Source organism: Flagellimonas lutimaris (assembly GCF_051494225.1).
Taxonomy (GTDB): Bacteria; Bacteroidota; Bacteroidia; order Flavobacteriales; family Flavobacteriaceae; genus Flagellimonas; species Flagellimonas lutimaris_A.
This window is the reverse complement of record NZ_JBNPYE010000006.1, coordinates 172,937-198,819: the sequence shown is the minus strand read 5'-3', so window position 1 is coordinate 198,819 and position 25,883 is coordinate 172,937. Positions and strand designations below refer to the sequence as shown.

The window sequence follows — 25,883 nt, the reverse complement described above, 5'->3', positions numbered from 1 at the left end:
ATTTATCCCAAATTACTTTTGGGTCCTTTCAGCATAAACAATATAATACCTGTTTGTAAAGTATCTAAGGATAGGGCGTATTCCAATTTTTTTGGTTGGATTTGTCCATTTGGCCGTGTCTTTGATCGTCCAACCTGCTTTTTCCAAAAGCCAATCAAATTGCCAATCTTCAAATTCGTGGTAATGACGATCCCATGGGTCGGTCTTGCTTCGGTAAGCTGGTGAAAACCATAATCGCATGGGAATGCTTGCTACTAGTTTCTCTGCTTTGATTTCTTTGAGGACATTAAAAGGGGCCACCAAATGTTCAAATATTTCAAAGGCAGTTACTACATCGGTATTGGTTTGTGCGACATTTTGAAAATCTACATCCAAATCTTCACCCGAGGTATTCTTTACATTATACCCCTTGGATTTCATTATTTCTGAAAAAGGATTTTCGACCCCGAGGTCCAAAATGGATTCAGTAGTATCAATATGTTTCTGTAGAAACGCTAAAGTATGCTTGTAGCGTTTGTTGGGAAAGTTGTTTTCGTACATTTAGTATCTATAGACAATGGCATTGATGTTCATTCCGGCACCAACGCTTGCAAAGATAATAACATCTCCCTTTTTTACTTCATGTTCGGGTAGTTTGCCCTTAAGAACCATATCATATAAAGTGGGAATTGTGGCTACGGAACTATTGCCCAAATCCTGAATGCTCATGGGCATTATATTTTCGGGCACCGTTTTCCCATAGATTTTATAAAATCTTTTTATAATGGCCTCATCCATTTTTTCATTGGCCTGATGGATGAAAATCTTCTTGACATCATCAATATCAATACCGCTATCATCTAAACAGGAAGCCATGGCTTTTGGTACATTAAGGCAAGCGAATTCATAAATTTTTCTCCCTTGCATTTTAATATATCGGGTATCCTCGCATGCAGAAGGGCTATTGGACTTGTCAAAGTATAGATAATAGGCTTCCTCATTGGCATAGGTTAGCGATGCATGTGACAATATTTCACCATTTGACGTATTGGATTCCAAAATAGTGGCTCCAGCCCCATCGGAAAAAATCATACTGTCCCTATCATGATGGTCTACTACCCTGGAAAGCGTTTCTCCTCCAATGACCAAGCATTTTTTGGCCATTCCGCTTTTAATGAATGCAGTGGCTTGTATCACACCTTCAATCCATCCTGGACAACCAAAAAGTACATCGTAGGCAACACATTTTGGATTTTGGATACGTAGCAAATGTTTTACTCGGGAGGCAAGGCTAGGTAGGGTGTCTCCTTGGATTTTTCCGGGTGTAAGATCCCCAAAATTATGTGCAAATATGATGTAATCCAGTTCTTCTTTGTCGATTCCGGCGTTTGAAATGGCTTCTTCGGCTGCCAAAAAACCAATATCAGAAGTTTTTAAATCGGGTTTGGCGTACCGTCGGTTGGCTATACCTGTAATAGCCTTGAATTTTTCAATGATCACGTTGTTCTGGTGTTCAAAAGCCGACCCATCGGTCTCCATAAACTCATGATTCAAAAAATCTTCGTTTTTGGTTATAATGGATGGAATATAGCTTCCGGTACCTGTAATGCCAATCTTCATTTTGTAAAGAGGTTTTTAATATACAACAAGTTAAGGTATTAAGATAAGTGGTATTATGCGTGCATGACAATTGTTACAATGTTCAAAAGGTAGCCTTTATATTGCGGTATATAAAAAAAGCCCTGATCTAATTTTAGAATCAAGGCTTTTTCAATGTTTACAATGGTTTTTAGGCTTCCATATACTCTTCAATCGGCGTACAGGTGCACATTAAATTACGATCCCCAAACGCTTCATCTGTTCTTCTAATACTTGGCCAAAACTTATTCTCAGCTACATACGGTAATGGGAAAGCTGCCTTTTCCCTGCTATATGAATGACTCCAAGAGTCACTCGTTAACATTCCCAATGTGTGGGGGGCATTTTTCAGTACATTATCGGTTTCGTCGGCAGAAGCTTCATCAATTTCTTCTCTGATAGATAGCAATGCATCACAGAAGCGATCTAGCTCGGCTCGGCTTTCACTTTCCGTTGGTTCGATCATTAACGTTCCTGCAACGGGGAAAGAAACCGTAGGCGCATGGAAGCCGTAATCGATAAGGCGTTTGGCAATATCGGTTACTTCAATGCCATTTGCTTTAAAAGGTCTACAGTCAATGATCATCTCATGGGCCGCACGTCCACGTTCACCGGTATAAAGCACATCGAACTTGCCCTTTAAACGGTCTTTAATATAATTAGCGTTTAAAATAGCAGCTTCAGTAGCTTTGGTAAGTCCTTTAGAACCTAACATTTTAATGTATCCGTAAGAAATCAGACAAACCAATGAACTTCCCCAGGGTGCACCGGAAATTGCAGTTATCGCATTTTCTCCGCCAGTTTCAATTACTGGGTTGGAAGGAAGGAAAGGTTTTAATTGCTCCGCAACACAAATAGGTCCAACTCCAGGGCCTCCACCGCCATGTGGGATGGCAAAGGTCTTGTGCAAGTTCAAGTGACAAACGTCGGCTCCTATGGTCGCAGGATTGGTCAATCCCACTTGGGCATTCATATTGGCACCGTCCATATATACTTGTCCACCATTATCATGGATGAGTTTTGTAATCTGTTTGATGGATGATTCAAAGACACCATGAGTGGAAGGGTAGGTGACCATTAATGCAGCTAAGTTGTCCGCATATTGCTCTACTTTTGCAGTCAGGTCGCCCATGTCGATGTTTCCTTTTTCATCGGTTTTGGTCACAACCACTTTCATGCCCGCCATTACAGCTGATGCAGGATTGGTTCCGTGAGCAGAGGCTGGAATTAAGCAGATGTTTCTGTGTTCTTCACCTCTTGATTTGTGATAGGCACGGATCACCATAAGTCCGGCATATTCTCCTTGTGCTCCAGAATTGGGTTGAAGCGAGGTGGCAGAAAATCCGGTAATTACGTTCAATTGTTCTTCAAGCGATTTCAGTACCTCTTGATACCCTTCGGCTTGGTTTATCGGAACAAAAGGGTGAATGTTGCCCCATTCTGCCCAACTTAAGGGCAGCATTTCCGAAGCAGCATTCAGTTTCATGGTGCAGCTTCCCAAAGAAATCATGGATTGGTTCAATGCTAAATCCTTACGCTCCAATTTTTTGATGTAACGCATCAATTCTGTTTCGGAATGATAGGAATTGAACACTTCGTGCGCCATAAATGGAGTTTTTCTTTGTAAATCGAATGGAATGGCTTCATCCAATTCAATCTCGCCCAAAGATTTCTCTTTTAAGCTGTGAGACTCCAAGAAGCATGAAATTAATACATCCAAATCGCTGTTGGAAACAGCTTCGTTCAATGAGATGGAAACGGTGCTGTCATCAATATAATGCAGGTTGATGCTTTTGCTTTCTGCTACTTCCTTAAGTTGCTTTGTATTTTTAACTTTTACCTGAATGGTATCAAAGTAAGCGCTGTTTAATTGTTCAAACCCATAGGCTTCCAATGTTTTGGCCAGCTTTTTGGTGTTGTTATGCACTTTGTTGGCAATATATTTTAAACCTTCTGGTCCGTGATAAACAGCGTACATTCCAGCCATAACGGCCAAAAGTACTTGAGCGGTACAGATGTTGGAAGTTGCTTTATCCCTCTTTATGTGTTGCTCCCGAGTCTGAAGTGCCATACGAAGGGCCGGATTGCCATCCGTATCTTTGGTGATTCCGATTATTCTGCCGGGAATGTTTCTTTTGTATGCTTCTTTAGTGGCGAAAAATGCGGCGTGTGGGCCACCATAGCCCAATGGAATCCCAAAACGTTGTGTGGTTCCCACTACTGCATCCACTTCCCATTCTCCCGGAGGAGTCAGCATTACCAAACTTAAAATATCTGCGGCAACGGCTACTTTAATTTCTTTGGCCTTGGCTTTTTCCACAAAGGAGGCATAGTCGTTTAATTGACCATGTTTTCCCGGGTATTGCAATAACGCACCAAAGAATTCATCGGAAAAATCAAAATCTTCATGATTGCCCAAAACCAACTCTATACCTAAGGGCGTAGCACGTGTTTCGAGCAAACTTATGGTTTGGGGAAGTATTTCCTCTGAGACAAAGAATTTTACGACGTCTCCCTTTTTTTGTTGGCGGCTACGCACCTCGAACAACATGCTCATGGCTTCGGCGGCAGCGGTACTTTCGTCCAAAAGAGAGGCATTGGCAAGTTCCATACCTGTAAGGTCGCTCACCATGGTTTGGAAGTTTAAAAGAGCCTCCAATCTACCTTGGGCAATCTCAGCTTGGTACGGTGTGTAAGCGGTATACCACCCTGGATTTTCCAGAATATTTCTTTTGATGGCCGATGGCGTCAGGGACTCATGGTACCCTAAACCAATATAGGTTTTAAAAACCTTGTTCTTTTTGGCTAAATCTTGCAGGTGGTTTAGGAACTCATGTTCGCTAATCCCTTCGGGAAGATCTAGTGGTTTTTTTAATTTGATGTCATCGGGAATGGTCTCATTAATGAGTTGTTCCACATTTTCCACCCCAATGGTTTCGAGCATCTGGGGTAAGTCTCTTTCTGTGATGCCAATGTGTCTGGCGGCAAAAACCTCTGTGTTCATGTTCAATCCAATAAAGTGCACAAAATTAGGGATTAATTCGATGAAAATGGTCAATTTTGAAAGACTCTGAACCAAAGTTGTTAACCACAAGTTAACCTTTGGCAAAATGCACAATATTTTACTCCATGCGAACCCTAAAGGCTATTTTTAATTTTTATCTTGATGCAAGCATTCATGTGGCTGTGGCGGTGATTGCTATGGCTGGGGTTACCTTTCATCTTTTGGGGAGTTCATCGGACATTAACCTTCTGGGGTTTATTTTTTTTAGCGTGATTGTTTGTTACAATTTTATCAAGTATGGAGTGGAAGCCTACAAATACCTGATTGTGTCCAACGCCTACCATAAAATCATTCAAATATTTAGTTTTATAGCCTTTGCATTTGCCATTTACTTTTTGATTCAATTGGATGAAGAAATTTGGGTGGCTACCATTATTTTGGGTGTGCTTTCCGCCCTGTATGCGGTACCACTGTTGCCAAGAGCTAAGAACTTAAGGAATTTGGCAGGATTGAAAATATATATTGTAGCCTTTGTTTGGGCCGGTTTTTCCGTTTTACTACCAGTTCTGGATGCCAATATGTCTTTACATTGGGACTTTTCGGTAACGTTTATTCAAAGGATGCTATTGGTTTTAGTACTTATTCTACCTTTTGAGATTAGGGATGTGCAATGGGACCATAAAAGTCTCCGGACATTGCCTCAAGTACTTGGAATTAAAAATACGAAGCGATTGGGAATTGGTATTACCCTGATGTTTTTCCTATTGACTTTCTTGAAGGATGAAATACATCAGCTTGAAATTGTACTTCGGTTAGTTTTGTCAGCAGCCCTTGTTCTTGTACTTTGTTCTGGAAAGCGATTACACTCGAGATACTTTGTAATGTTTTGGGTGGAGGCAATACCGATTTTCTGGTTTCTTCTGTTTTGGTGGACTGAAAATTATTTTTAGATCTTATCTTCTAGATCCCTTTTCATTTTTTTCTTGTCATCATCCGATAGCATGGTAAGCCCAGCTCTATCACATAGTGAAGTTAGTTCGCTATTCTTTTTGGAGTACGCGCGGCAAACCTTGCAATAAGATAGATGGATGCGAAGTTTAATGATGTCCAACCAACTAGCTTCCTTATATTGGGACTTGTCACAAATACCTGATGCCTCTTTACATGAAATCTTCATACCTAAAACCAATTTTCGTTTAAACAACCCATGAGTGCCGTTCTTGCTCTATGGATCATTACCCACAGATTGGACGGATTTATATCGAGTTCATTACAAACATCTTCAGTGCTCATGCCCTGAATTGTTTTCAATTTGAACACCAAAGCCTGTTTTTGAGGTAGTTTTGTGAGACAATCTTGAATTGCGGATCCCAATTCTTCATTTTCAAGCACATTGTCACCATCTTTGCTATAGGGGTCGGCCACTTGCTGTTCCAGCCAATCTCCTTCAGCCTCCGATTCAGAACTGTAGTTCATGCGTACTTCTGCTTTTCCTTTTTTGGAGTTTACTTTTCGGTAATGGTCTATTACTTTTCGTTTAAGTATAGATACCAACCATGTTCGTTCGGCAGCATCACCTTTATAGTTCTTGGCCGAGTTGAGACCTGCAAAAAAGGTTTCCTGCACCAAGTCTTTTGCAATTTCAGCATCGCTTACACGAGAAACTGCATAGTTGAACAGGTAATCCGCATACTGGTCTACCCAATTGTCTGGTTGAAGTTTGTGTTTGGCCATATTCCTATCGAATTACCAAATGTAGTGGTTTTTGGACATATAATTCTATAGTCAAAAACGAGTTAGACTGCTCATTAAACCTTTTTTAACGGGTTTTTACAAAGTTTAACTTTCTTTTGGCATTTGGGTATTATTTATTCGAATCGTAGAGCTTTTTGATGTAAAACTATATAACTCAAAGTAAATCAAATAATTATAAAAAATTGATTCTATTTTTTTCTATGGTTCTATTGTTACTGTAGTTATCGAAGATTAGATTCTACAAGTAATGATTATAAGATTGGGGAAAAATATGAGGTCAAGGAAGGTAATGGTAAGTCAGAAAAAGTAACCATTAAAGAAGTGGCCAATTCCACTATTGATGTAATCCAACATAAAAATGAGATTACTCTTCAGAAGTCAATGATAACCGAAGCTAAACTAATGAAAATATCCCTGGGCAAAACTATATCGGTGTCGGTTTTGACACTAGGCTTGGTTATAGCCGTTGTAGGCATAGTCACCTTTACAAATGGAGATGGCCCAGGTTTAACGTTCGCAGTCGATTAGGATTTACTTTCCAAAAGCCCAGCACGCTCTAACAATGCATCAATATTGGGTTCGGCGCCTCTAAATCGTTTGTACAGTTCCATAGGGTTTTCGGTACCACCTTTGGATAACACATGCTCCTTGAATTTGTCCGCCACTATTTTACTGAAAATTCCGTTTTCCTTGAAATAGGCAAAGGCGTCTGCATCCAAAACTTCGGCCCATTTATAACTATAGTAGCCAGAAGAATACCCACCTTGGAAAATATGGGCGAACGATGTGCTCATACAGGTTTCTGGTGTTTCAGGGAACAAATTGGTGCTCTCAAAAGCCTTGGTCTCGTAGGTTTTTACATCTTTTATGTTTGACGGGTCTTTTCCGTGCCAAGCCATATCCAACAGTCCAAAACTTAATTGACGGACAGTTGCCATACCTTCTTGAAAAGTGGCAGACTCCTTGATTTTTTCTACTAATTTCATAGGAATCAATTCACCGGTTTCGTAATGATGGGCAAAAAGTTCCAGGGCCTCTTTTTCGTAGCACCAGTTCTCCATCACTTGACTTGGAAGCTCTACAAAATCCCAGTACACAGAGGTTCCGGATAAGCTTGGATAGGTAGTGTTGGCCAACATTCCGTGCAAGGCGTGCCCAAATTCGTGGAATAGTGTGGTTACCTCATTAAACGTTAACAAGGATGGTTTTGAGCTGGTAGGTTTTGTAAAATTGCACACATTGGAAATATGTGGTCTACTGTTTTTTCCACCCAAGGTATATTGTGGTTTGAAGGAGGTCATCCAAGCGCCACCACGTTTTCCGGGTCTAGGGTGGAAATCGGCATAAAATAAGGATATGAAGTTATCATTTTCATACACTTCAAAGGTTTTTACTTCTTCGTGGTATTTGTCCACATCGTCAACTTCTTTAAATGTAAGTCCGAACAACTTTTCTGCAACTTTGAACACCCCACTGATCACATTTTCCAGTTTGAAATAAGGTTTCAACTTTTCATCGTCCAAATTGAACAATTTCTGCTTCAATTTTTCGGAATAATAAGCGCTGTCCCATTTTTCCAAATGGTCAATACCGTCGAGTTCTTTGGCAAAGCCTTCCAGTTCCGTAAACTCTCTTTCCGCAGCCGGCTTTGCTTTTTCTAAAAGTTCGTTTAAAAAATCCAATACCTTTTCCGGGGTTTCGGCCATACGTTCTTCGAGTACAAAATGAGCATGGGTCTTATAACCCAAAAGATTGGCTCGTTCAAAGCGAAGATTCACAATGCGTTTTACATTTTCTTGATTATCCAACTCATCATTGTGGAAGCCTTTGCTGCCAAATGCCAAAGAAAGTTCCTTGCGCAATTCCCTGTTCTTGGCGTATTTCATAAACGGGATATAGCTTGGATAATCCAAAGTAATCAACCAACCCTCTTTGCCTTTGGATTCGGCCAATTGAACTGCAGCTTCTTTAGCTCCCTCGGGAAGACCTTCTATATCTTTGTCGTCCGTGAGCAACATTTCATATTTGTTGGTCTCGGCCAGAACATTTTCGCCAAATGTCAATTTTAATTTGGATAGCTCTGCATCTATTTCACGAAGGCGTTTTTTATCCTCTTCATTAAGGTTGGCTCCGTTTCTACTGAAATTCTTGTATTTTTTTTCCAGAAGTGTTTCCTGTTCTTTCGTTAAATCCAACGAATCTCGTTGTTCATAAACAGTTTTGATGCGCTCAAAAAGCCCTTCGTTTAAAGTGATGTCGTTGCTGAACTCCGACAATAGGGGGGATACTTCTTGGGCAATTTTCTGAATTTCCTCATTGGTCTCGGCAGAATTCAAGTTAAAAAATACACTGGAGATACGGTCCAATTGTTGTCCGGAAAAATCCAAAGCTTCCAAAGTATTTTTAAAAGTCGGTGGCTCTGGGTTAAGCACAATAGTATCGATTTCCTTTTTGGTGTCCTCAATGGCCTGAAGAAAAGCAGGTTTAAAATGTTCGTTTTTTATTTTTGAAAATGGAGCTTGATTAAAAGGCTCCAAAAGTGGATTGCTCATACTTTTTAATTCTGTTCTTTGTTTTTAAAACGTGTTACGGCCCAATCGCTCACTAAGTAGGCGAAACCAATAATGGAAGAAAATACGGCCATGGTCAGAGGTGCATATAATCTAATATTTGCTCCATAGGTTCTCCGGTTCATGGCTTTGATCGCTTCATCGGAATATTCGTTTATATCTACAAAACCATTTCCGTTCAAATCAAATTTACTGGCATAGTCCGAAATAAATTGCCATCGTATTTCTATATAAATTAAGAGGGCGGCATATATGGTAAAAACCAAAAGGGCACTATTCCAAATCCCTTTTAGATAAGGGTTGCTCACTTTTTTTACCGTAAATCCAAAAAAGGCGATGGCAAAAATCCCCAACAATATGCCAATTTGATTGTAGTTCATAAGTGAACAAAGTTTGCGTTAGAATGCTTTCTTTACTTCTTCGGCACCTTTAATGACTTTTTCCTTAAGCCCTTCTTTATAAGAAATAATGTTGTCCATAATTTCACGATTGGAGCTTCCTATTATTTGTGCAGCGAGTATACCTGCATTTTTTGCACCGTTCAAAGCTACGGTAGCTACGGGAACTCCACCGGGCATTTGTAAAATGGACAAAACTGAATCCCAACCATCAATGGAATTGCTGCTTTTTACCGGAACTCCGATAACGGGTAGGGGTGATAAAGATGCCACCATACCTGGTAAATGTGCTGCGCCACCTGCTCCAGCAATAATGGCGGAATAGCCATTGGTATGGGCGCTCTTGCCAAAGCTGAACAATTTTTCTGGTGTTCTGTGGGCGGAAACAATATCCACATCCACATCAACGCCCAATTCTTTCAATATATCAATGGCTTCTTGCATAACGGGAAGGTCGCTTGTACTTCCCATGATTACGGCTACTTTGCTCATATCTTATTTGCTTATCACTTTAATGGTTTCTTTTACCTGCTGTGCCACTTCTCTGGCTCTGTCCATATTTTTGTCAACAATGGTTACATGGCCCATTTTACGAAAAGGCCTTGTTTGTTTTTTACCGTAAATGTGCGGGGTAACTCCATCCATCCCCAGTATTTTTTCCATGTTTTGGTAAACTACTTCTCCAGTATGTCCTTCGGCCCCCACCAAGTTAACCATAATTCCAGCTACTTTGCTATCGGTTTTGCCAAGGGGCAAGCCTAAAATGGCACGGATATGTTGCTCAAACTGGTTGGTGTACGCTGCTTCAATACTGTAATGTCCGCTATTGTGTGGTCTCGGGGCAGATTCGTTCACCAAAATTTGGTCGTCTTTGGTCTGGAACATTTCTACGGCCAACAATCCCACATGCTTCATATGTTCTGAAACTTTCAAGGCAATTTCCTGGGCCTTTTTGGCCACGGCATCATCAACTCTTGCGGGGCAGATTACATATTCTACTTGATTGGCCTCTGGATGAAATTCCATTTCCACCACAGGATACGTTTTTACTTCACCTTTGGTATTCCGTGCTACCACTACGGCCAGTTCATTTTTAAAATCGATCATTTTTTCGGCAATGCACTCCACATTGGGCAAGTCTTTGAGGTCCTCTATCTTGCGGATCACCTTAACACCTTGTCCATCGTAGCCAAATTGGGCGCTCTTCCAAACAAAAGGTAATGAAACCCCTCCGTTGCTTATACTATCTTTGATTTCAGAAGTATAGGCAAATCGTGTAAAGGCAGCGGTTGGAATATCGTGGTCGGTATAAAATAATTTCTGGACCCCTTTATTTTGAATGGTTCGCAAAGTTTTGGTTGGGGGATATACTTGAACTCCCTCATGTTCCAATTTTTCAAGGGCATCCACGTTCACATTTTCAATTTCAATCGTGAGCACGTCCACATCTTTTCCGAAATCATGAACGGTATCAAAATCCATTAAACTGCCTTGAACAAACTCGTTGCATGCTATCTTACAAGGTGCTTCTTCCGAAGCATCCAATACCTTGGTTTGGATATCCCATTTTCTGGTTTCGTAAAGCATCATTTTGCCTAACTGTCCACCACCTAAAATTCCTAAAGTAAAGTCGGAAGAGAAAAATTGCATTGTTTTGTAAATTGAATGTGAGCAAAAATACGTGAAATCCACGAGGCTATAAAAGATGTGAGGGCTTAGCAGCTTTAAAAATATTATCTTTGCCAACCTGACCATAACTTGAACACATTGATTAAGCTCCACGACAAGATTTTTAAACCATATCTAAAGGAAGGGGAAATCCTTGCGGCCATAGATAAAATGGCCGAGGAGATTGCTGAAGATTATAAAGATGAAACACCCTTGTTTGTAGGTGTGCTCAATGGTGCTTTTATGTTCGTGGCGGATTTTTTAAAAGCATACCAACATCCTTGTGAAGTTTCTTTTGTGAGATTGAGCTCCTATCAAGGTTTGACTTCAACAGGGATTGTGGAGACACTTTTGGATGTGCCAGAAGATATCGAGGGCAAGAGTGTTATTATTTTGGAAGATGTGGTAGATACCGGTCGCACCTTGAAGCAGTTGGTGCATTTGTTCTCCAATACTAATGTAAAAGAATTTAAGATCGGAACACTTTTTTATAAATCCGATGTGTACAACGGTGAATACCCCATTGATTATGTAGGTCTGGAGATCCCCGACCATTTTATTGTGGGCTATGGGCTGGACTATAACGAGCTCGGCCGAAATCTTAGAGAAGTTTACGAATTAAATCAAACAGATATGATCAACCTAGTGCTTTTTGGAAAGCCAGGAGCAGGAAAAGGTACCCAAGCAGGGTTCCTAAAGGAAAAGTATAATTTGAAACACATTTCTACGGGAGATGTTTTCCGCTACAACATTAAAAATGGAACCGAACTTGGAAACTTGGCCAAATCCTATATAGATAAAGGTGATTTGGTGCCCGATGAGGTGACAATAGATATGCTTAAGGCTGAAGTGGAAAAAAATCCAGATGCAGCAGGCTTCATTTTTGATGGATTTCCACGAACTGCAGCACAAGCAGAAGCATTGGACAATTTCTTGGAGTCCAAGGATATGAAAGTAAATGCTACCATCGCCCTTGAAGCTGAGGATGATATTTTAGTCGCCCGTCTATTGGAAAGAGGTAAAAGCAGTGGCCGTTCCGATGATCAAGATGAAAGCAAGATTCGCAATCGTTTTGATGAGTACAATCAAAAAACAGCTCCTTTAAAAGCCTACTACGAAAAGCAAGATAAATTCCATTCTGTAAACGGTATAGGGGAGATTGATGAGATTACCGAGCGTTTGAGCAAGGTAATTGACGCTCTATAATTGATTTTCAATACATACTTTTTTAAATTAGAATATGACCGAAGGAAATTTTGTCGATTATGTAAAGGTGCACATTTCTTCTGGAAACGGGGGTAAAGGTTCTGCGCATTTACGTCGTGAAAAATATGTGGCCAAAGGTGGCCCCGATGGTGGTGATGGTGGTCGCGGAGGTCATGTTATTGTGAAGGGGAACAAAAGCTTATGGACGCTGGTCCATTTCAAATTTAAAAAGCACTTTAAAGCCGGTCACGGAGAGCACGGGAGTAAAAGCCGCAGCACAGGTGCCGATGGTGAAGATGTTTATATGGAAGTACCATTGGGTACTGTGATTCGAGATACCGAAACCAATGAGATACTTTTTGAAATCACCGAAGATGGTGAAGAAAAAATTGTATTGGAAGGTGGAATGGGTGGTCTTGGAAACTGGCACTTTAAAAGTTCCACGAACCAAACCCCAAGGTATGCACAGCCGGGAATAAAGGGGCAAGAGGGAGATTTGACCCTGGAGCTTAAGGTTTTGGCCGATGTTGGCCTTGTAGGTTTTCCAAATGCAGGAAAATCCACGTTACTTTCGGTAATGACCTCGGCTAAGCCAAAAATTGCCAATTATGAGTTTACTACCCTAAAACCCAATTTGGGCATTGTGGAATATCGGGACTTTCGAAGTTTTGTAATGGCCGATATTCCTGGAATTATTGAAGGCGCTGCGGAAGGAAAAGGTCTGGGACACTATTTTTTACGCCATATAGAACGAAATGCTACACTCTTATTTTTGATTCCTGCCGATAGTAAGGATATCAGCCAAGAATACCAAATCCTGTTGGATGAGCTGAGACGATACAACCCAGAGCTATTAGACAAGGCAAGACTTGTAGCAATCTCTAAATGTGACATGTTGGATCAAGAGCTTATAGATGAAATGGATGCCGATATGAAAGAGGATTTTAAGGATGTCCCCTATACCTTTATATCATCAGTGAGCGGGTTGGGTATCCAGGAACTTAAGGATAGGCTTTGGCAGTTGTTGAACGAATAATGGGCATTCTTCTACCTATCTAATCAATATATTGATTAAATTTAGGTGGACCCAAATATCCATCATGCGCTATTTACTTTCCATAGTGTTGGTTTTTATCCTAACGTCTTGTAGTTCTGTCAAGGTAAATTATGACTACGATAAGGCGGTGGACTTTTCAAGTTACTCTACCTATAATTATTTTTCTGACATGGAATCCGGTTTAAATCAGTTGGATGAAAGACGTCTGCTCCGAGCTTTGGATTCAACGTTGAAATCTCGAGGTTACCGATTGGCCGAAGAACCAGAACTCTTTATCAATATTATGAGTGATGAGTACAAAAGTGCTCCAAGAAATAATGTTGGTGTTGGCATTGGGGGTAGTGGACGTAATGTTGGTGGAGGTATTTCCGTAGGATTGCCCTTAGGCGGTTCCAACTTGCAGCGCAGTATACAGTTCGATTTAGTCGATGCCCAAAGAGATGCCCTTGTTTGGCAAGCGATAGCGGAGAGTGGGTTCCGCGAGAATGCCTCGCCCAGCGTAAAGGAAAATCAACTACGGGCTTTGGTTAAAAAGGTGTTTTCACAATTTCCGCCAAAAGCAAAATAGCGTTTGAAATCAGCATTTTAGGTTTTCTTGTATAAAAACAAACTGCTTTTACCGTTCGGTTGGGCTAAATTACCACTTGTCATAAATCACTTCATAAGACAAGTGTTGTCCATTACTTTAGCATCGGAATTAAAATCTAAAACCGAACAATCATGATAGCACTAGCAAAATTCATTATTTCACTTTTAGTAAGCATTATTTTATAATCCGCTTAAACGAATAAAAAATTCATCAATATGAGAAAACTGAACACGAAACAAAAAGTAGTATTTGCCATGGGTGTCCTTGGCGTATTAATAGGAATCTACGGTAGATTCAATGCGTGGGAATATATGGAATACTTTCCCTTTTTCTATACAGGTTCAACCATGATGTGGATTGCATTTTTACCTCAAAAAAAGTCATGTAGCAATCCATTTAGGAGAAAATCGGCACAAAATTCTTAGTATAGTTTATACCGTTAAAGTTTAATGTAAATTTGGGCAATTCACGCTCAACATAATGGAGTTAAGTTCAAGGAAAAGAAATATTGCATTTTGGGTTCTTCAATTGCTGGGTTGGGGTTTTATTAACTCCATAGCAGCTCTGATTCCCCAGAATGTTAGTTTTGAGATGACCTTATTCTCAATCATCGTTGGGATTTTCATAGGTGTATTTTCTACTTCGATATTACGTTGGTACCTTAAAAGAAACGTGCATTTTGATTCCTTTGGAGGTAAAGAGGTGATCAAAATCATAGTATCCACATTAGTGGCCTCTGCAATTTTTGGCCTTTTAAATGTCTTCTTTGGGTATATCTATGTAAAATTTGGTCCGGAACTCACCGAGGCTGAAATGCACTTGTTCGAGGGGTACGACAAAATTATGGTCCAGGTACTGAACTCCGTCTTCTTGGTCGGATCATGGGTGATCACATACTTAGTGATTAAATTGCTTTTGAAACTGAATCAGAATAGGATAGAGCGTTTGGAATTGAATACGACTCTTAAGCAGGCCCAATTGAACACCTTGAAGGGTCAGATTAATCCACATTTTATGTTCAATAGCCTCAATAATATTCGTGGACTTATGCTGGAAGATGTGGACAAATCGAGAGAAATGCTCACTAAACTTTCCGAAATTATTCGATATTCCCTGACCAAAAATAACATCAACGATATTCCGGTTCATGAAGAATTGGAAGTGGTGGATAATTATATCGATTTGTCAAAGATTCAATTTGAAGATCGTTTGGAATTTGTTAAACAAGTAAACGATGATACGTTGGATTTAAGAATACCTCCAATGGTGATTCAATTACTAATTGAAAACGCAGTAAAACATGGCATCTCCAATCTTAAAAATGGAGGGCGAATTTTGTTGGCCATTTTCAAAATGGACAATGACCTTTATATCGAAGTTAGGAATGCCGGAAATTTGAAGATTTCAAAGGATTCTACGCAGCTAGGGTTAAAAAATATTGAACAAAGGCTGAAATTGTTGTATGCTGACCGTGCATCTTTTAAATTGGAGGAAATATCCGATGAGGTGGTGGCGCAAATAAAAATTCCTTTGACATGAAAATCAGAGCGGTGATAGTTGAAGACTCCAGATTAGCACGGAATGAGCTGAAAGAGCTCATCAAACTTCATGATGATTTGGAGCTGGTGGGTGAAGCCGGTAATGTGGACGACGGGGTTGAATTGATTCAATCCGAATCTCCTGATTTGTTATTGCTCGATATCAACATGCCCGAAAAAAATGGCTTTGATCTATTGGAAATGTTGGATGATGTTCCCATTACCGTTTTTACTACAGCGTACGATGAATATGCCATAAAATCGTTCGAGTACAACGCATTGGACTATCTGCTTAAACCCGTAAGCAATAAACGCTTTGATATGGCTTTGGAAAAGGTGCGCTCCAAAATGGCCTCGAAGGAAGAAATCTCATCGACTGCAAAAAAATTAACGGACAACAGTCAGATATTTATAAAGGATGGTGAATCCTGTTGGTTGGTCAAGATTGGTGATATTTCTTTGTTCGAAATTGTGGGTAATTATACCCGCGTATTTTTTGAGGACAAGAAACCTATGTTGTATAAATCGCTCAATCAAGTAGAGGACAAATTGCCCGAGGATTCTTTTTTTAGGGCCAATCGCCAACAAATCATCAATACCAATTACATAGAAAATGTGGTGCCTTGGTTCAATGGAAAATTAAAGCTCACCATGAAAAACGGAGAAGAAGTTGAGGTTTCCCGCCGCCAATCCTACATATTTAAAGACCGCATGAGTCTTTAAAATCACATTGATTTTAAAAGTCCACCATCAATGGGAATATTTGTCCCAGTTATGAAAGCTGCTTTGTCCGAAGCCAAAAACGTCACCAAATAACCATATTCTTTAGGGTCCCCAATACGTTTTACGGGTACTTGTTCTTCCATGTTGGAACGAACCTTGTCCGGAGAGATTCCCAGCTTTTCTGCTTTTTTTGAATTTAATTGAGCAATACGGTCCGTATCAAAATAACCTGTCAGGGTATTGTTCACGGTAATGCCATCTTTGGCCACATCATAAGCCAAACTTTTGGCCCAGGTAACCACCGCAGCCCTTATGGTATTGGAGAGCGCTAAATAATTCAAGGGCTCCTTCACGGAAATAGAAGCGATATTAATAATTCGACCCCATTTGTTTTCTTGCATATGTTTTAAGGCAAGCTCGGTAGTAAAAACAACAGATTTGAAAAGTAGGTCAAAAGCATTTTGATAGTCCTCCACATTTTTTTCCAATGCGCCACCACCTGCAGGTCCTTGGGTATTGTTCACCAAAATGTCTATGGTATTGGTCTCGAAGAATCCCGATATTTTTGCTTTGTAGGCATCAAAGTTGGTAAAATCAACGGTTAGATATTGATGTTTTTGCCCTTGGGAGCTGTCCATTTCATCAGTCAGTTCTTTCAAACGTGTTTCGCTTCTGGCCATTATGGTCACATTGGCGCCACTTTCGGCCAATTGCCGTGCAATCGCTTTACCAATTCCTTTGCTGCTCCCGCCTACAAGGGCGTTCTTTCCTTTAAGTGATATCTTCATAGCTATCGGTATTCGTCTCTTGTGGGACTAAAAATATCCATCAACTTACAAGGGGTCAAGGCCTTGCCACTATGTGGAGCATTGGATGGGATTATTAAAACATCTCCTGGTTTGTAGATGCCTTTTTTACCATCTAGAGTAAATTCAAAAGTGCCCTCCACTACATGCATGATCTGTTCATGGTCGTGTTGATGTTCCGGTACTTGGGCATCTTGGTCCACATCCCAAAACACCCAGCTCATACGTTCGCCATGAACCAATTTTCCATGGTAACCCGGCATTATTTCCTTTGATTCGATTTCTGATAGGTTCATTGTTCTCAAATTTAGCACCAAGATAGAAATTAATATAAAGTTTTGGGTTTGGAATGGTAACGGCTTTGGCTATTTTTGAACTTTAAATTGAACTGATGCAGGTACATTTTATAGGTCTAGGTGAAGTCAATCTGTATAATTTGGCTGCCGCTCTACATAAAAAAGGGGAAACTGTTACCGGTAGTGATGATGTATTTGATGAATCACTCAAAACAATGATGGAGCAACAGGGATTGTTATCCGATGGCAAAGGGTGGTCTTCCAACAAGATCCATGCGCAATTGGATGCCGTGGTAGTAGGGTCAAAAGTAAAAAAAGATAATCCAGAGTTGATAAAGGCCGAAGAACTTGGTTTAAGCATCTTTTCCTTTCCAGAATTTCTGTACCAACAAACCCAATATAAAACTAGGGTTGTAGTCTCAGGTAGTCAGAACAGGGCCATGGTTGCTTCAATGATTTTACATGTTTTGGAATACAATGATGTTGAGGTTGATTATGCATTGGAAACTCCAAACGGAGTCCAACTGACTGAGGAAAATGATTTTATCGTTATTGAGGGAGGAGACAATCCTTCATCTATGATAGATACCACTCCGCAGTTTCAATTATATCAACCAAACATAGCTTTGTTGAGTGATGTTGAGTTTACTGACAATGGAAATTATTCAACTATTGAAAGCTATACTGAGCAATACGGTGTTTTTGTGGATAGTATTGTAAAGGGAGGTAGTATTACCTATAACGATGAGGACGCAGAAGTGAAAAAACTCGTGGAATCATCCGAAAATCCGATTAGAAAGTTCCCTTATGTCACTCCAGAATATCAGGAAGATAATGGAGAAGTGTTCTTGGATACACCCGATGGTGAAATGCCTTTGGAAATTTCAGGAGCCACAAGTTTAAGAAATATGGCAGGCGCCAAGTGGATATGCCAGCAAATGGGTGTTGATGAGGTTGAGTTCTATGAGGCCATGGCCACTTATCAATAGCAGTTCAACTTTAAAGATAACTAGGTGACCAAATGTAATTTTGTCAGTAGCTTATTTTGGGAACGATAGTTGTCTGATAATCTGTATGAAAAGGCACTTCCATTTTTACTTTTTCTTCCTTAAACGATTAGTGTCTGTTTCATTTCTTGCGTTCATGTTGGGAATCTCCAACGTTTTTTTACAGGAGGATAGAATGATAAATGATTCGAGAAAAAAAGTTGAACTAAAAGAGGTTCAGAATGAAGACGACCAACTCTAATCTTAACTCTAAACAGAATTATACATTAAATTGCCTTAAATGATGATCCAAATGCTTGTATTGCATTTGCCCCCATTGTTCGTGGGTAAATGAGCCGAATATTGGGTGAGGGTCCCAATGCTGCTTATTCTTTTCTTGATGAAAATCATTGATCAAATCAATCAAGACCTCTTTCTCGTCAACAAAATTTTTGTCCTCAACCACTTTCAATGCTTTGGCCGTGGGTAAATTTTGCCGCCAGGGCTTATCGTTGTAAAGGCTTTTTTTGAACAGTTTGCCCATCAACTTCAACATTAAGTTGGGCTTATTGTTGGGATTGTATCTTCCTAAAGAAATTTTTATGGGATATTGACAATGGTGAAGCATTTGGCCTACCTTCATTTTCCCCCATTGACCTTCTGAGGAATCAGAAAGTTTGTCGATGCGAGATAAAATTTCTTCATGGGCCTCAGTGTTGAAAAGGGATTTCATTTTGAAATGATTTATCATGAAAAATACATAAAATTATTCTCCTATCTTTAGCCCATGCAAGAAAAGCTAGCTTCCTTTTCCATTAAAAACTGGGCCGATGATGATAGGCCAAGGGAAAAACTGGTGCAAAAAGGCAGTTTTGTACTGTCCGATGCCGAGCTGATTGCCATTTTAATCGGTTCAGGAAGTAGGGATGAGAGCGCCGTGGAACTTTCCAAACGGATATTGGCCTCTGTAAACCACAATTTGAATGAATTGGGCAAATTGTCCGTAAACCATTTGATGCGGTTCAAAGGAATTGGGGAGGCCAAAGCAGTAACCATTGCAGCTGCATTGGAGGTAGGTAGGCGAAGAAGGATGGAGGATACCTCAAAAATCACCAAAATAAAAAGCAGTCACGATGTTTTTGAGTTGCTTCACCCTTTAATAGGGGAGTTGCCACATGAGGAGTTTTGGATTGTTTATTTGAACAATTCCAATAAGGTTGTCCATAAGGCACAGTTAAGCAAAGGAGGTATTACAGGTACTTTAGTGGATGTTAGGTTGGTATTGAAACAAGCTTTGGAATTGGGTGCTGTTGGAATTATTCTTGCTCACAATCACCCATCCGGGACATTACAACCAAGTACTGCAGATAAACAGATAACACAGAAATTAAAAGTGGCTTCGGAAGCTTTGGATATAAAGGTTTTGGACCATTTGATTTTGTCCCAACATGAATATTTGAGTTTTGCGGATAAAGGAATACTATAGCCCATGTTGTTGATTTTTACCCATAAGGTAACCAACCGATTAACTTATACTGCCAAGCAGGTTTTTGAAAAAATCTTAGGCGTTGAGATGTCTTTTACCACCAAGGTTGAGGATTTTATTAAGCATAATGGGCCAAAGATGACCTACTCTAAGCAGCCCTTGCAAAACGAATTTTTTGTACGAAGCAACGACTTGTTGTTCGAGCAAGGTATCAATGATTTGGAAATCAAGGTATCGGATTGGGATGGTGTTCCCTGTTTTTTCTCTTCTGGGGAGAAGAGTACTATTCCTTTCGATATTTTTTCGGCCAGCTTTTTTCTTTTGAGTCGGTATGAAGAATATCTACCGCATGTAAAGGATAGTGTTGGCAGATTTCCGGTCAAGGAAAGTATTGCCTATCAAAACAACTTTTTGGAACTGCCGGTAGTAGATCTTTGGGCTTACAAATTTTTAGATGCCCTTAAAGAACGTTTTCCTGACTTGGAGACCAAAGAAAAGAGTTATCATTTTACCTCGATTATTAACGTAACCACTTCACATGCATACGCCATGCGTGGTTTTGCAAGAACAATAGGTGGTTTTTTGCTGGATTTGGGAAATTTTAAGTTCAGAAACGTTTGGGAGCGTTTTTCGGTGTTGTTGAGGTTAAAAAAAGACCCTTACGATAATTTCTTTGAACTTGTTGATATCCATAAAAAATTTCCGATTAAGACAATGTTCTTTTTTCAATTCGCCAAGCATTCGGCTCACGATAAGAACGTATCAACAAATAATAATAAGTTCCGTAATTTAATTAAATCCGTTGCTGATTACAGTGTAGTCTCCTTAAGTACTTCGTTTGTATCCTCTTTGGATAAAACTGTGCTGCGGGAAGAAAAAAAGCAGTTGGGAAATCTCATCAACAGGCCCATAAACTATGCAAGACTCCGTTATAACAAGGTAAATGTTCCCGCAACATATAGAAATTTAGTGGAGACTGAGTTTACCGATGATTTTTCCATGGGATACACTCACGAAATTGGATTTAGGGCAGGTACATGTACGCCATTTTATTTTTATGATATCAATACTGAGGTAAGGCAACCCATAAAAATACATCCCTTTACTATGCACGATTATGCCTTGGTCAAGTATAAGAAAAAAGACGAGGTCTTTGAGAAAATGGATAGAGTATATCGTACAGTGAAACAGGTAAAAGGCGATTTTATTTTGGTTTTTTCCAACGAGCTCTTGGGGGGCAAGCAACAGTTGGATTGGATGGAGCTCTATCAATCTATTTTAAAGCGCTACTATGTTTGATTATAAAGTGACCGATATTTTTTTTGATTTGGACCACACCCTTTGGGACTTTGAGAAAAATTCGGCCCTTACTTTTGCTAAAATTTTGGTGGATAATAAAGTAAAAGTTGATCTTGATAGGTTTTTAGAAGTGTATGCGCCCATAAATTTCCAAATGTGGGCATTGTACCGAGAGAATCGAATTAGTAAGTCTGACTTGCGATATCAGCGTTTGAAGCAAACTTTTGATGTACTTGAAGTAGAGGTTTCAGATGATGTGATTGATGTCTTGGCGCACGATTATATAGCTCATTTGTCTTCCTTCACACATTTGTTGCCCAATACTGTTCAAACTTTGGAATATCTCTTTCCAAAATACAAACTTCATATCATTACCAATGGTTTTCAGGAAGTTCAAGAAAAAAAACTGAGAGGTAGCAGTATAGATCATTATTTTCAAAAAATCATCAATTCTGAAATGGCGGGGGTAAAGAAACCGGATCCTTATATTTTTGAATTGGCTCTGGATATGGCCGCGGTTGATGCTCAAAACTCATTGATGATAGGAGATAATTTAGAAGCGGATATTTTGGGAGCAAAGGCTATGGGAATGCAAGTTTTGCATTACAATTTCCATAACGATTCCGAGCATGGTGTATGTACAATGATTAACGATCTTATTGAAATAAAAAACATTTTATAGAGTTATATAAAGAGCGGTTTTGCATCACCCTCTCGACACTAGAAAATGTTTTTTGCTATGAAAAGATTATTCTACTTCGCCCTCTTGTCAGTGGGCTTTCTATTTTTAACCATATCCTGTGCTGAAGAACAAGATTTCAGTCAGATAGACGACTTACGGATAACGCCTACACTGGCAACTGGTCTTTTTTATTTTGAATCCGATGAGGAGACCATAAATTCAGCAGGAGCCCTAAATACTTTCTATTCTCAAGAGGTGAATTTTGATGCCTTCAACGAAGAATACGTGGCTGAACACCTTTTGGAGGGAACAATCACTTATGAAATAGAAAATACCACGAGCAAGCAACTTCAAATAACTATTGAGTTTTTGGATGAAGCAGGTCAGGTAATTGACAGGGAGTCTTTTAGTATAGGTCCCGATCCTTCGGGTGTTTTTATTAAAGAGGTGTTTTACGGACCTGGTGGAACGAGCATCGATATACTGGCTAACATCTCGAGCCTAAGGGTTACAGCAATTAATTTGAGTGATGCTACAAGTGTTTCGTCTGCCGAAGACCCAAAAATCATACTTCGGTCTGGGGCAGAATTTTTATTTGAACATTAATGAGAATAGTTTCAAAATTTATTTGGGTCATCTTGTTTTGTGGTGTGAATGCCTTTGCCCAAAACAAAGAACTCCTATATGATTTTTACGAAATTTCCCAATCTTTGATGACAAATCCAGGGGTTAAGACATCCCAAAAATGGCATACGGGTATTCCCTTTATGTCCGGGTTATTTGCTCAAGGTGCAACAAGCGGGGTTACAGTGAACGATCTCTTTGCTAACGATGGTGTTGATTTTACCACAAAAGTTCAGGAAAGGTTGTTGGATGTAATGAGGAATAAGGACGATTTCAGTTCCACAAGCCAGATAGAAGGGATTACTGTGGGTTTTAGAGGTAAAAACAGAACTGATGATTATTATTCCTTTGGAGTGTATGGGGAAACAGATATCATCTCTTATTGGCCAAAGGATTTGGCCATTTTAGCCTTTGAGGGTAATGGCGGCAATAATATAGGCCGAAGTTTTGATCTTGGTGATTTAAACTTTCGTGGTGAAATGGTCAATGTTTTTCATTTTGGTATCAATAGAAAGATGAGTACAGCACTTACTTTGGGTGCACGGGCCAAAATCTATTCCAGTGTTTTTCAATTCCAATCTATAAATAATTCAGGTTCTTTTACTACAAGACAAGGTCAAGATAATGTTTACGAGAGCTCTATTAATACAGATATGCAACTACAAACGGCAGGGGTAAGGGAGATTTATGATATTTTGGAAGAAGATAGCAATACCACACAAAAGGATTTGGCAAGCTTATTCTCGAAAAGAGTCCTATTGGGTGGAAATCTTGGGTTTGGTGTTGATTTTGGGTTTAGCTACAGTCTAAATCCGCAAACCACGATAACTGGGAGTATTTTGGATGTTGGTTTTATTAACAACTCCAAAGATATTTGGAACTATACTATTAAGGGAAATACAACCACTGATGGTATTTCAGTGTTCCTTCCAGAGGATATAGATAATGTGAACAACGATTTGTGGCAAGAGTTGATAGATCAAATAGATGAGGCCTTACCGCATGGTGAGAACGAATCCAGCTATATTTCATGGAGACCTGTTAAGGTTTATGGTTCAATCAGGTACGATTTTGGAGAAGGGGAGAGTCCGTTGGCAGAAAATTGTGGATGTGCTGTAAACGGAGGTGGAGGTAGAAATCAAGGTGATTACAGAAACAGCGTAGGAGGTCAATTGTTTATGATGAAAAGACCTCTTGGGATTCAAGCAGCATTGACCGGGTTTTATCAAAGAAGGTTTGGTAGAACCTTTTCTTTGAAAACTACATATACGATAGATAAATATTCATTTACAAATATGGGTTTGGGGGCAAATCTTCAATTGGGACCTGTTAATTTTTATGTTCTAGCGGATAACCTTTTAAGTTACTCAAATATTGCGGACAGTCATTACGCTTCTTTACAGTTCGGATTTAATATTATATCTTGGAACAATAATTGAGTACTATTACTATATGAAATCTAAAGTTGTATACATATTGCTTTTTGCAATGGGATTAAGTGGTGCTGTCAACGCACAGCTGAACAATTATAAATACATTATTGTTCCCAAGAAATTTGATGCGTTCAAATCTCAAAACCAGTATCAGACCAGTACTTTGGTGAAATACTATTTTACAGAAAACGGATTTACCGTGGTTTACGATGATGCTCTTCCTGTAGATTTAGCTGCCGATAGATGTTTGGGGCTTTTGACAGACATTATCGACGATTCCTCTATGTTTACCACAAAAGTCAGTATTACACTAAAGGACTGTAATAATATTGAAGTATTTAGGTCTATCGAGGGAACAAGCAAGATTAAGGAATACGATGAATCATATAAACAGGCCATTCAAAACGCGTTTGTTTCCTTTTCTGGAATGATATATAAGTATGAGCCCAAACAACAAAATGAGGTAACGGAAAACGCTGGTCCAGTTACTGTAAGCTTTAAAGATGATGTGAAATCGGTGGAAGAAAAGCCCAAAGAACATGTTTTGGAACAAAAAGCTACTCAAGAAGAACAAGTGTATAAAAGTGTGGAGCCAAAACCTACCAATATTGTGAAAGCCGTTGGTGAAGAAAAAATGGAACCGGTTCCTTCAAGTACTTTATATGCTCAGCCTATTGAAAGAGGTTATCAACTTGTGGATAGCACTCCAAAAATTGTGCTTAAACTTGTTGAAACTTCCATAGAGAATGTTTTTATGACCGATTTTCAGGGTAATAATGGTGTAGTTTTCCTTCAAGACGGGAAATGGGTGTTGGAATATTCAGAGAATGGTAAAAAAGTTCAGAAAGAGCTGAACATCAAGTTTTAAAAATCATATTTGTTGTTCCATCTTTTCTTCAAAAAGTCCTTCATGGAATTTTCCCTTGGATTATTTCCGGGTCTGTAAAAAGTGGTGCCCGAAATTTCATCCGGTAAAAATTCAAGATTTACAAAATTGTTTTCGTAATCATGTGCGTACGCATACCCTTGGCCATACCCTAAATCCTTCATCAGTTTGGTGGGAGCATTTCTTAGGGGAATTGGTACGGATAAATCCCCCGTTTGACGTACTTTCTGTTGAGCTTCGTTAATGGCCATGTAGCTGGCATTGCTCTTAGGTGAACTAGCCAAATAGGTTGCGCATTGGCTCAAAATTATTCTTGCTTCGGGATATCCAATGGTAGTGACCGATTGGAATGTAGTATTGGCAAGTACCAATGCCGTTGGGTTGGCATTTCCAATATCTTCGGATGCCAATATGATCATTCTCCGCGCAATGAACTTTACATCCTCACCACCTTCGATCATACGGGCCAACCAATACACGGCGGCATTGGGGTCGCTCCCTCGAATACTTTTTATAAAAGCAGAAATGATATCGTAGTGCTGTTCTCCAGTTTTGTCGTACAACACTGTGTTTTTCTGAACCTTGTTCAGTACCAAATCATTCGTTATGGCAATTTTGTCGCTGGCCTCTGAATTGATAATTAATTCAAAAATATTAAGCAATTTTCGCCCATCTCCTCCGGATAAACGTAATAGTGCTTCCGTTTCTTTGAGGTCAATTTGTTTTTTGGAAAGGTTGGAATCCGTTTTAATGGCTCTTTCCAAGAGTGCTATTAGGTCATCTTTGCCAAATGAGTTCAAAGTATATACTTGGCACCTGGATAAAAGTGCTGGAATTACTTCAAAACTTGGGTTTTCAGTGGTTGCGCCAATAAGTGTTACCCAGCCTTTTTCTACGGCACCGAGTAGTGAATCTTGCTGTGATTTACTAAATCGATGAATCTCATCAATAAAAAGAATCGGATTTTTGGAAGTGAACAGCCCTCCACTTTGTTTAGCCTTGTCGATCACCTCACGAATATCTTTTACTCCACTGCTTATAGCACTTAAGGTATAAAACGGTCTTTGGCTTTCTGAAGCAATTATATTGGCCAATGTAGTTTTTCCCGTTCCGGGCGGTCCCCAGAAAATCAAGGAAGGGATTACACCATTTTTAATTTGATTGGTCAATGCACCTTGCTTTCCCACCAAATGTTGCTGACTAATATAATCCTCTAAGGTTTTTGGACGTATGCGTTCTGCCAAGGGTTCGTTCATAGAG

The 25,883-nt window shown here is 39.6% G+C and carries 27 protein-coding genes; 14 read left to right on the top strand and 13 right to left on the bottom strand.

What is annotated here, in order from left to right; translation table 11 throughout:
* Positions 1 to 12: 12 nt before the first annotated feature.
* The 3 genes from ACQQ5U_RS13085 to gcvP form a co-directional block, all read right to left on the bottom strand.
* Complete coding sequence (locus tag ACQQ5U_RS13085; RefSeq protein ID WP_437398154.1) at positions 13 to 540, bottom strand: methyltransferase; 528 nt, start codon at positions 538 to 540, stop codon at positions 13 to 15.
* Positions 541 to 1,599: a 3-oxoacyl-ACP synthase III family protein gene (locus tag ACQQ5U_RS13080; protein ID WP_437398152.1), complete on the bottom strand. Its 1,059-nt coding sequence runs from the start codon at positions 1,597 to 1,599 to the stop codon at positions 541 to 543.
* A 169-nt stretch (positions 1,600 to 1,768) separates the two neighbouring features.
* Positions 1,769 to 4,621, bottom strand: a complete 2,853-nt coding sequence (gene gcvP / locus ACQQ5U_RS13075; RefSeq protein ID WP_437398150.1) for an aminomethyl-transferring glycine dehydrogenase — start codon at positions 4,619 to 4,621, stop codon at positions 1,769 to 1,771.
* Between the two features lie 125 nt (positions 4,622 to 4,746).
* Here gcvP and ACQQ5U_RS13070 point away from each other — a divergent pair, with 125 nt between their 5' ends.
* The gene (locus tag ACQQ5U_RS13070) at positions 4,747 to 5,571 is read left to right on the top strand and encodes a hypothetical protein (protein ID WP_437398148.1); all 825 of its coding nucleotides are present in this window, start codon (positions 4,747 to 4,749) and stop codon (positions 5,569 to 5,571) included.
* On the opposite strand, the gene ACQQ5U_RS13065 is transcribed toward ACQQ5U_RS13070, so the two are convergent.
* From ACQQ5U_RS13065 to ACQQ5U_RS13040, 6 genes are all read right to left on the bottom strand, one after another.
* Positions 5,568 to 5,798 carry a hypothetical protein gene (locus tag ACQQ5U_RS13065; RefSeq protein WP_437398146.1) on the bottom strand — a complete coding sequence of 77 codons (231 nt, stop codon included), beginning with the start codon at positions 5,796 to 5,798 and terminating at the stop codon, positions 5,568 to 5,570. The two genes, ACQQ5U_RS13070 and ACQQ5U_RS13065, sit on opposite strands and share 4 nt — an antisense overlap.
* Positions 5,799 to 5,800: 2 nt before the next feature.
* Positions 5,801 to 6,355 carry a sigma-70 family RNA polymerase sigma factor gene (locus ACQQ5U_RS13060; protein WP_437398145.1) on the bottom strand — a complete coding sequence of 185 codons (555 nt, stop codon included), beginning with the start codon at positions 6,353 to 6,355 and terminating at the stop codon, positions 5,801 to 5,803.
* Between the two features lie 545 nt (positions 6,356 to 6,900).
* A complete protein-coding gene (locus ACQQ5U_RS13055) occupies positions 6,901 to 8,928 on the bottom strand; it encodes a M3 family metallopeptidase (protein WP_437398144.1) in 2,028 nt (675 codons plus the stop codon).
* Between the two features lie 5 nt (positions 8,929 to 8,933).
* Positions 8,934 to 9,326, bottom strand: a complete 393-nt coding sequence (locus tag ACQQ5U_RS13050; protein ID WP_437398142.1) for a hypothetical protein — start codon at positions 9,324 to 9,326, stop codon at positions 8,934 to 8,936.
* Between the two features lie 18 nt (positions 9,327 to 9,344).
* Positions 9,345 to 9,836 carry a 5-(carboxyamino)imidazole ribonucleotide mutase gene (gene purE / locus ACQQ5U_RS13045; protein WP_437398140.1) on the bottom strand — a complete coding sequence of 164 codons (492 nt, stop codon included), beginning with the start codon at positions 9,834 to 9,836 and terminating at the stop codon, positions 9,345 to 9,347.
* Positions 9,837 to 9,839: 3 nt separating this feature from the next.
* Complete coding sequence (locus ACQQ5U_RS13040) at positions 9,840 to 10,994, bottom strand: 5-(carboxyamino)imidazole ribonucleotide synthase (RefSeq protein WP_437398138.1); 1,155 nt, start codon at positions 10,992 to 10,994, stop codon at positions 9,840 to 9,842.
* Between the two features lie 117 nt (positions 10,995 to 11,111).
* On the opposite strand from ACQQ5U_RS13040, the gene ACQQ5U_RS13035 reads away from it, so the two are divergent.
* The 6 genes from ACQQ5U_RS13035 (at position 11,112) to ACQQ5U_RS13010 (ending at position 16,125) form a co-directional block, all read left to right on the top strand.
* The gene (locus ACQQ5U_RS13035) at positions 11,112 to 12,218 is read left to right on the top strand and encodes an adenylate kinase (RefSeq protein WP_437398206.1); all 1,107 of its coding nucleotides are present in this window, start codon (positions 11,112 to 11,114) and stop codon (positions 12,216 to 12,218) included.
* Between the two features lie 34 nt (positions 12,219 to 12,252).
* Positions 12,253 to 13,254: a GTPase ObgE gene (obgE, locus tag ACQQ5U_RS13030; RefSeq protein ID WP_437398136.1), complete on the top strand. Its 1,002-nt coding sequence runs from the start codon at positions 12,253 to 12,255 to the stop codon at positions 13,252 to 13,254.
* Positions 13,255 to 13,318: 64 nt separating this feature from the next.
* Positions 13,319 to 13,843 carry a DUF4136 domain-containing protein gene (locus tag ACQQ5U_RS13025; protein WP_437398134.1) on the top strand — a complete coding sequence of 175 codons (525 nt, stop codon included), beginning with the start codon at positions 13,319 to 13,321 and terminating at the stop codon, positions 13,841 to 13,843.
* Between the two features lie 236 nt (positions 13,844 to 14,079).
* A complete protein-coding gene (locus ACQQ5U_RS13020) occupies positions 14,080 to 14,289 on the top strand; it encodes a hypothetical protein (protein WP_437398132.1) in 210 nt (69 codons plus the stop codon).
* Positions 14,290 to 14,455: 166 nt separating this feature from the next.
* On the top strand, positions 14,456 to 15,403 hold the full coding sequence (locus ACQQ5U_RS13015) for a sensor histidine kinase (protein WP_437398131.1): 948 nt from the start codon (positions 14,456 to 14,458) through the stop codon (positions 15,401 to 15,403).
* On the top strand, positions 15,400 to 16,125 hold the full coding sequence (locus ACQQ5U_RS13010; protein WP_437398129.1) for a LytR/AlgR family response regulator transcription factor: 726 nt from the start codon (positions 15,400 to 15,402) through the stop codon (positions 16,123 to 16,125). Before ACQQ5U_RS13015 ends, ACQQ5U_RS13010 begins: the two co-directional genes overlap by 4 nt.
* 2 nt (positions 16,126 to 16,127) lie before the next feature.
* Here ACQQ5U_RS13010 and ACQQ5U_RS13005 read toward each other — a convergent pair whose 3' ends face one another.
* Positions 16,128 to 16,913 (bottom strand): SDR family oxidoreductase, encoded by a 786-nt coding sequence (locus ACQQ5U_RS13005; RefSeq protein ID WP_437398128.1) that lies wholly within the window; start codon positions 16,911 to 16,913, stop codon positions 16,128 to 16,130.
* Positions 16,914 to 16,915: 2 nt separating this feature from the next.
* Positions 16,916 to 17,227, bottom strand: coding sequence for a cupin domain-containing protein (locus ACQQ5U_RS13000; RefSeq protein WP_437398126.1), 312 nt, complete (start codon positions 17,225 to 17,227; stop codon positions 16,916 to 16,918).
* Positions 17,228 to 17,322: 95 nt separating this feature from the next.
* On the opposite strand from ACQQ5U_RS13000, the gene ACQQ5U_RS12995 reads away from it, so the two are divergent.
* Positions 17,323 to 18,216 (top strand): Mur ligase domain-containing protein, encoded by an 894-nt coding sequence (locus tag ACQQ5U_RS12995; protein ID WP_437398125.1) that lies wholly within the window; start codon positions 17,323 to 17,325, stop codon positions 18,214 to 18,216.
* A 277-nt stretch (positions 18,217 to 18,493) separates the two neighbouring features.
* Here the strand turns inward: ACQQ5U_RS12995 and ACQQ5U_RS12990 are convergent, their stop codons facing one another.
* A complete protein-coding gene (locus tag ACQQ5U_RS12990; protein ID WP_437398123.1) occupies positions 18,494 to 18,946 on the bottom strand; it encodes a DUF1569 domain-containing protein in 453 nt (150 codons plus the stop codon).
* Between the two features lie 54 nt (positions 18,947 to 19,000).
* On the opposite strand from ACQQ5U_RS12990, the gene radC reads away from it, so the two are divergent.
* The 6 genes from radC to ACQQ5U_RS12960 are packed head-to-tail and all read left to right on the top strand — an operon-like array spanning position 19,001 to position 24,605.
* Positions 19,001 to 19,699 (top strand): RadC family protein, encoded by a 699-nt coding sequence (radC, locus tag ACQQ5U_RS12985; protein WP_437398121.1) that lies wholly within the window; start codon positions 19,001 to 19,003, stop codon positions 19,697 to 19,699.
* Between the two features lie 3 nt (positions 19,700 to 19,702).
* Positions 19,703 to 20,998, top strand: a complete 1,296-nt coding sequence (locus tag ACQQ5U_RS12980) for a polysaccharide deacetylase family protein (RefSeq protein WP_437398119.1) — start codon at positions 19,703 to 19,705, stop codon at positions 20,996 to 20,998.
* Complete coding sequence (locus ACQQ5U_RS12975) at positions 20,991 to 21,680, top strand: YjjG family noncanonical pyrimidine nucleotidase (RefSeq protein ID WP_437398118.1); 690 nt, start codon at positions 20,991 to 20,993, stop codon at positions 21,678 to 21,680. The genes ACQQ5U_RS12980 and ACQQ5U_RS12975 overlap by 8 nt, the downstream gene beginning before the upstream one ends.
* A 57-nt stretch (positions 21,681 to 21,737) precedes the next feature.
* Positions 21,738 to 22,286 carry a hypothetical protein gene (locus ACQQ5U_RS12970; protein ID WP_437398116.1) on the top strand — a complete coding sequence of 183 codons (549 nt, stop codon included), beginning with the start codon at positions 21,738 to 21,740 and terminating at the stop codon, positions 22,284 to 22,286.
* Positions 22,286 to 23,743 (top strand): DUF5723 family protein, encoded by a 1,458-nt coding sequence (locus ACQQ5U_RS12965; protein WP_437398115.1) that lies wholly within the window; start codon positions 22,286 to 22,288, stop codon positions 23,741 to 23,743. The genes ACQQ5U_RS12970 and ACQQ5U_RS12965 overlap by 1 nt, the downstream gene beginning before the upstream one ends.
* Before the next feature lie 13 nt (positions 23,744 to 23,756).
* Positions 23,757 to 24,605, top strand: a complete 849-nt coding sequence (locus tag ACQQ5U_RS12960) for a hypothetical protein (protein WP_437398113.1) — start codon at positions 23,757 to 23,759, stop codon at positions 24,603 to 24,605.
* Here the strand turns inward: ACQQ5U_RS12960 and ACQQ5U_RS12955 are convergent.
* Positions 24,602 to 25,879 carry a replication-associated recombination protein A gene (locus ACQQ5U_RS12955; protein ID WP_437398111.1) on the bottom strand — a complete coding sequence of 426 codons (1,278 nt, stop codon included), beginning with the start codon at positions 25,877 to 25,879 and terminating at the stop codon, positions 24,602 to 24,604. The two genes, ACQQ5U_RS12960 and ACQQ5U_RS12955, sit on opposite strands and share 4 nt — an antisense overlap.
* Positions 25,880 to 25,883 lie beyond the last annotated feature (4 nt).

Excerpts from the sequence above, each read along its gene's own strand:
- ACQQ5U_RS13085 (WP_437398154.1), bottom strand. The coding sequence starts at position 540 with ATGTACGAAAACAACTTTCCCAACAAACGCTACAAGCATACTTTAGCG.
- ACQQ5U_RS13080 (WP_437398152.1), bottom strand. The coding sequence starts at position 1,599 with ATGAAGATTGGCATTACAGGTACCGGAAGCTATATTCCATCCATTATA.
- gcvP (WP_437398150.1), bottom strand. The coding sequence starts at position 4,621 with ATGAACACAGAGGTTTTTGCCGCCAGACACATTGGCATCACAGAAAGA.
- ACQQ5U_RS13070 (WP_437398148.1), top strand. The coding sequence starts at position 4,747 with ATGCGAACCCTAAAGGCTATTTTTAATTTTTATCTTGATGCAAGCATT.
- ACQQ5U_RS13065 (WP_437398146.1), bottom strand. The coding sequence starts at position 5,798 with ATGAAGATTTCATGTAAAGAGGCATCAGGTATTTGTGACAAGTCCCAA.
- ACQQ5U_RS13060 (WP_437398145.1), bottom strand. The coding sequence starts at position 6,355 with ATGGCCAAACACAAACTTCAACCAGACAATTGGGTAGACCAGTATGCG.
- ACQQ5U_RS13055 (WP_437398144.1), bottom strand. The coding sequence starts at position 8,928 with ATGAGCAATCCACTTTTGGAGCCTTTTAATCAAGCTCCATTTTCAAAA.
- ACQQ5U_RS13050 (WP_437398142.1), bottom strand. The coding sequence starts at position 9,326 with ATGAACTACAATCAAATTGGCATATTGTTGGGGATTTTTGCCATCGCC.
- purE (WP_437398140.1), bottom strand. The coding sequence starts at position 9,836 with ATGAGCAAAGTAGCCGTAATCATGGGAAGTACAAGCGACCTTCCCGTT.
- ACQQ5U_RS13040 (WP_437398138.1), bottom strand. The coding sequence starts at position 10,994 with ATGCAATTTTTCTCTTCCGACTTTACTTTAGGAATTTTAGGTGGTGGA.
- obgE (WP_437398136.1), top strand. The coding sequence starts at position 12,253 with ATGACCGAAGGAAATTTTGTCGATTATGTAAAGGTGCACATTTCTTCT.
- ACQQ5U_RS13025 (WP_437398134.1), top strand. The coding sequence starts at position 13,319 with ATGCGCTATTTACTTTCCATAGTGTTGGTTTTTATCCTAACGTCTTGT.
- ACQQ5U_RS13020 (WP_437398132.1), top strand. The coding sequence starts at position 14,080 with ATGAGAAAACTGAACACGAAACAAAAAGTAGTATTTGCCATGGGTGTC.
- ACQQ5U_RS13015 (WP_437398131.1), top strand. The coding sequence starts at position 14,456 with ATGACCTTATTCTCAATCATCGTTGGGATTTTCATAGGTGTATTTTCT.
- ACQQ5U_RS13010 (WP_437398129.1), top strand. The coding sequence starts at position 15,400 with ATGAAAATCAGAGCGGTGATAGTTGAAGACTCCAGATTAGCACGGAAT.
- ACQQ5U_RS13005 (WP_437398128.1), bottom strand. The coding sequence starts at position 16,913 with ATGAAGATATCACTTAAAGGAAAGAACGCCCTTGTAGGCGGGAGCAGC.
- ACQQ5U_RS13000 (WP_437398126.1), bottom strand. The coding sequence starts at position 17,227 with ATGAACCTATCAGAAATCGAATCAAAGGAAATAATGCCGGGTTACCAT.
- ACQQ5U_RS12995 (WP_437398125.1), top strand. The coding sequence starts at position 17,323 with ATGCAGGTACATTTTATAGGTCTAGGTGAAGTCAATCTGTATAATTTG.
- ACQQ5U_RS12990 (WP_437398123.1), bottom strand. The coding sequence starts at position 18,946 with ATGAAATCCCTTTTCAACACTGAGGCCCATGAAGAAATTTTATCTCGC.
- radC (WP_437398121.1), top strand. The coding sequence starts at position 19,001 with ATGCAAGAAAAGCTAGCTTCCTTTTCCATTAAAAACTGGGCCGATGAT.
- ACQQ5U_RS12980 (WP_437398119.1), top strand. The coding sequence starts at position 19,703 with ATGTTGTTGATTTTTACCCATAAGGTAACCAACCGATTAACTTATACT.
- ACQQ5U_RS12975 (WP_437398118.1), top strand. The coding sequence starts at position 20,991 with ATGTTTGATTATAAAGTGACCGATATTTTTTTTGATTTGGACCACACC.
- ACQQ5U_RS12970 (WP_437398116.1), top strand. The coding sequence starts at position 21,738 with ATGAAAAGATTATTCTACTTCGCCCTCTTGTCAGTGGGCTTTCTATTT.
- ACQQ5U_RS12965 (WP_437398115.1), top strand. The coding sequence starts at position 22,286 with ATGAGAATAGTTTCAAAATTTATTTGGGTCATCTTGTTTTGTGGTGTG.
- ACQQ5U_RS12960 (WP_437398113.1), top strand. The coding sequence starts at position 23,757 with ATGAAATCTAAAGTTGTATACATATTGCTTTTTGCAATGGGATTAAGT.
- ACQQ5U_RS12955 (WP_437398111.1), bottom strand. The coding sequence starts at position 25,879 with ATGAACGAACCCTTGGCAGAACGCATACGTCCAAAAACCTTAGAGGAT.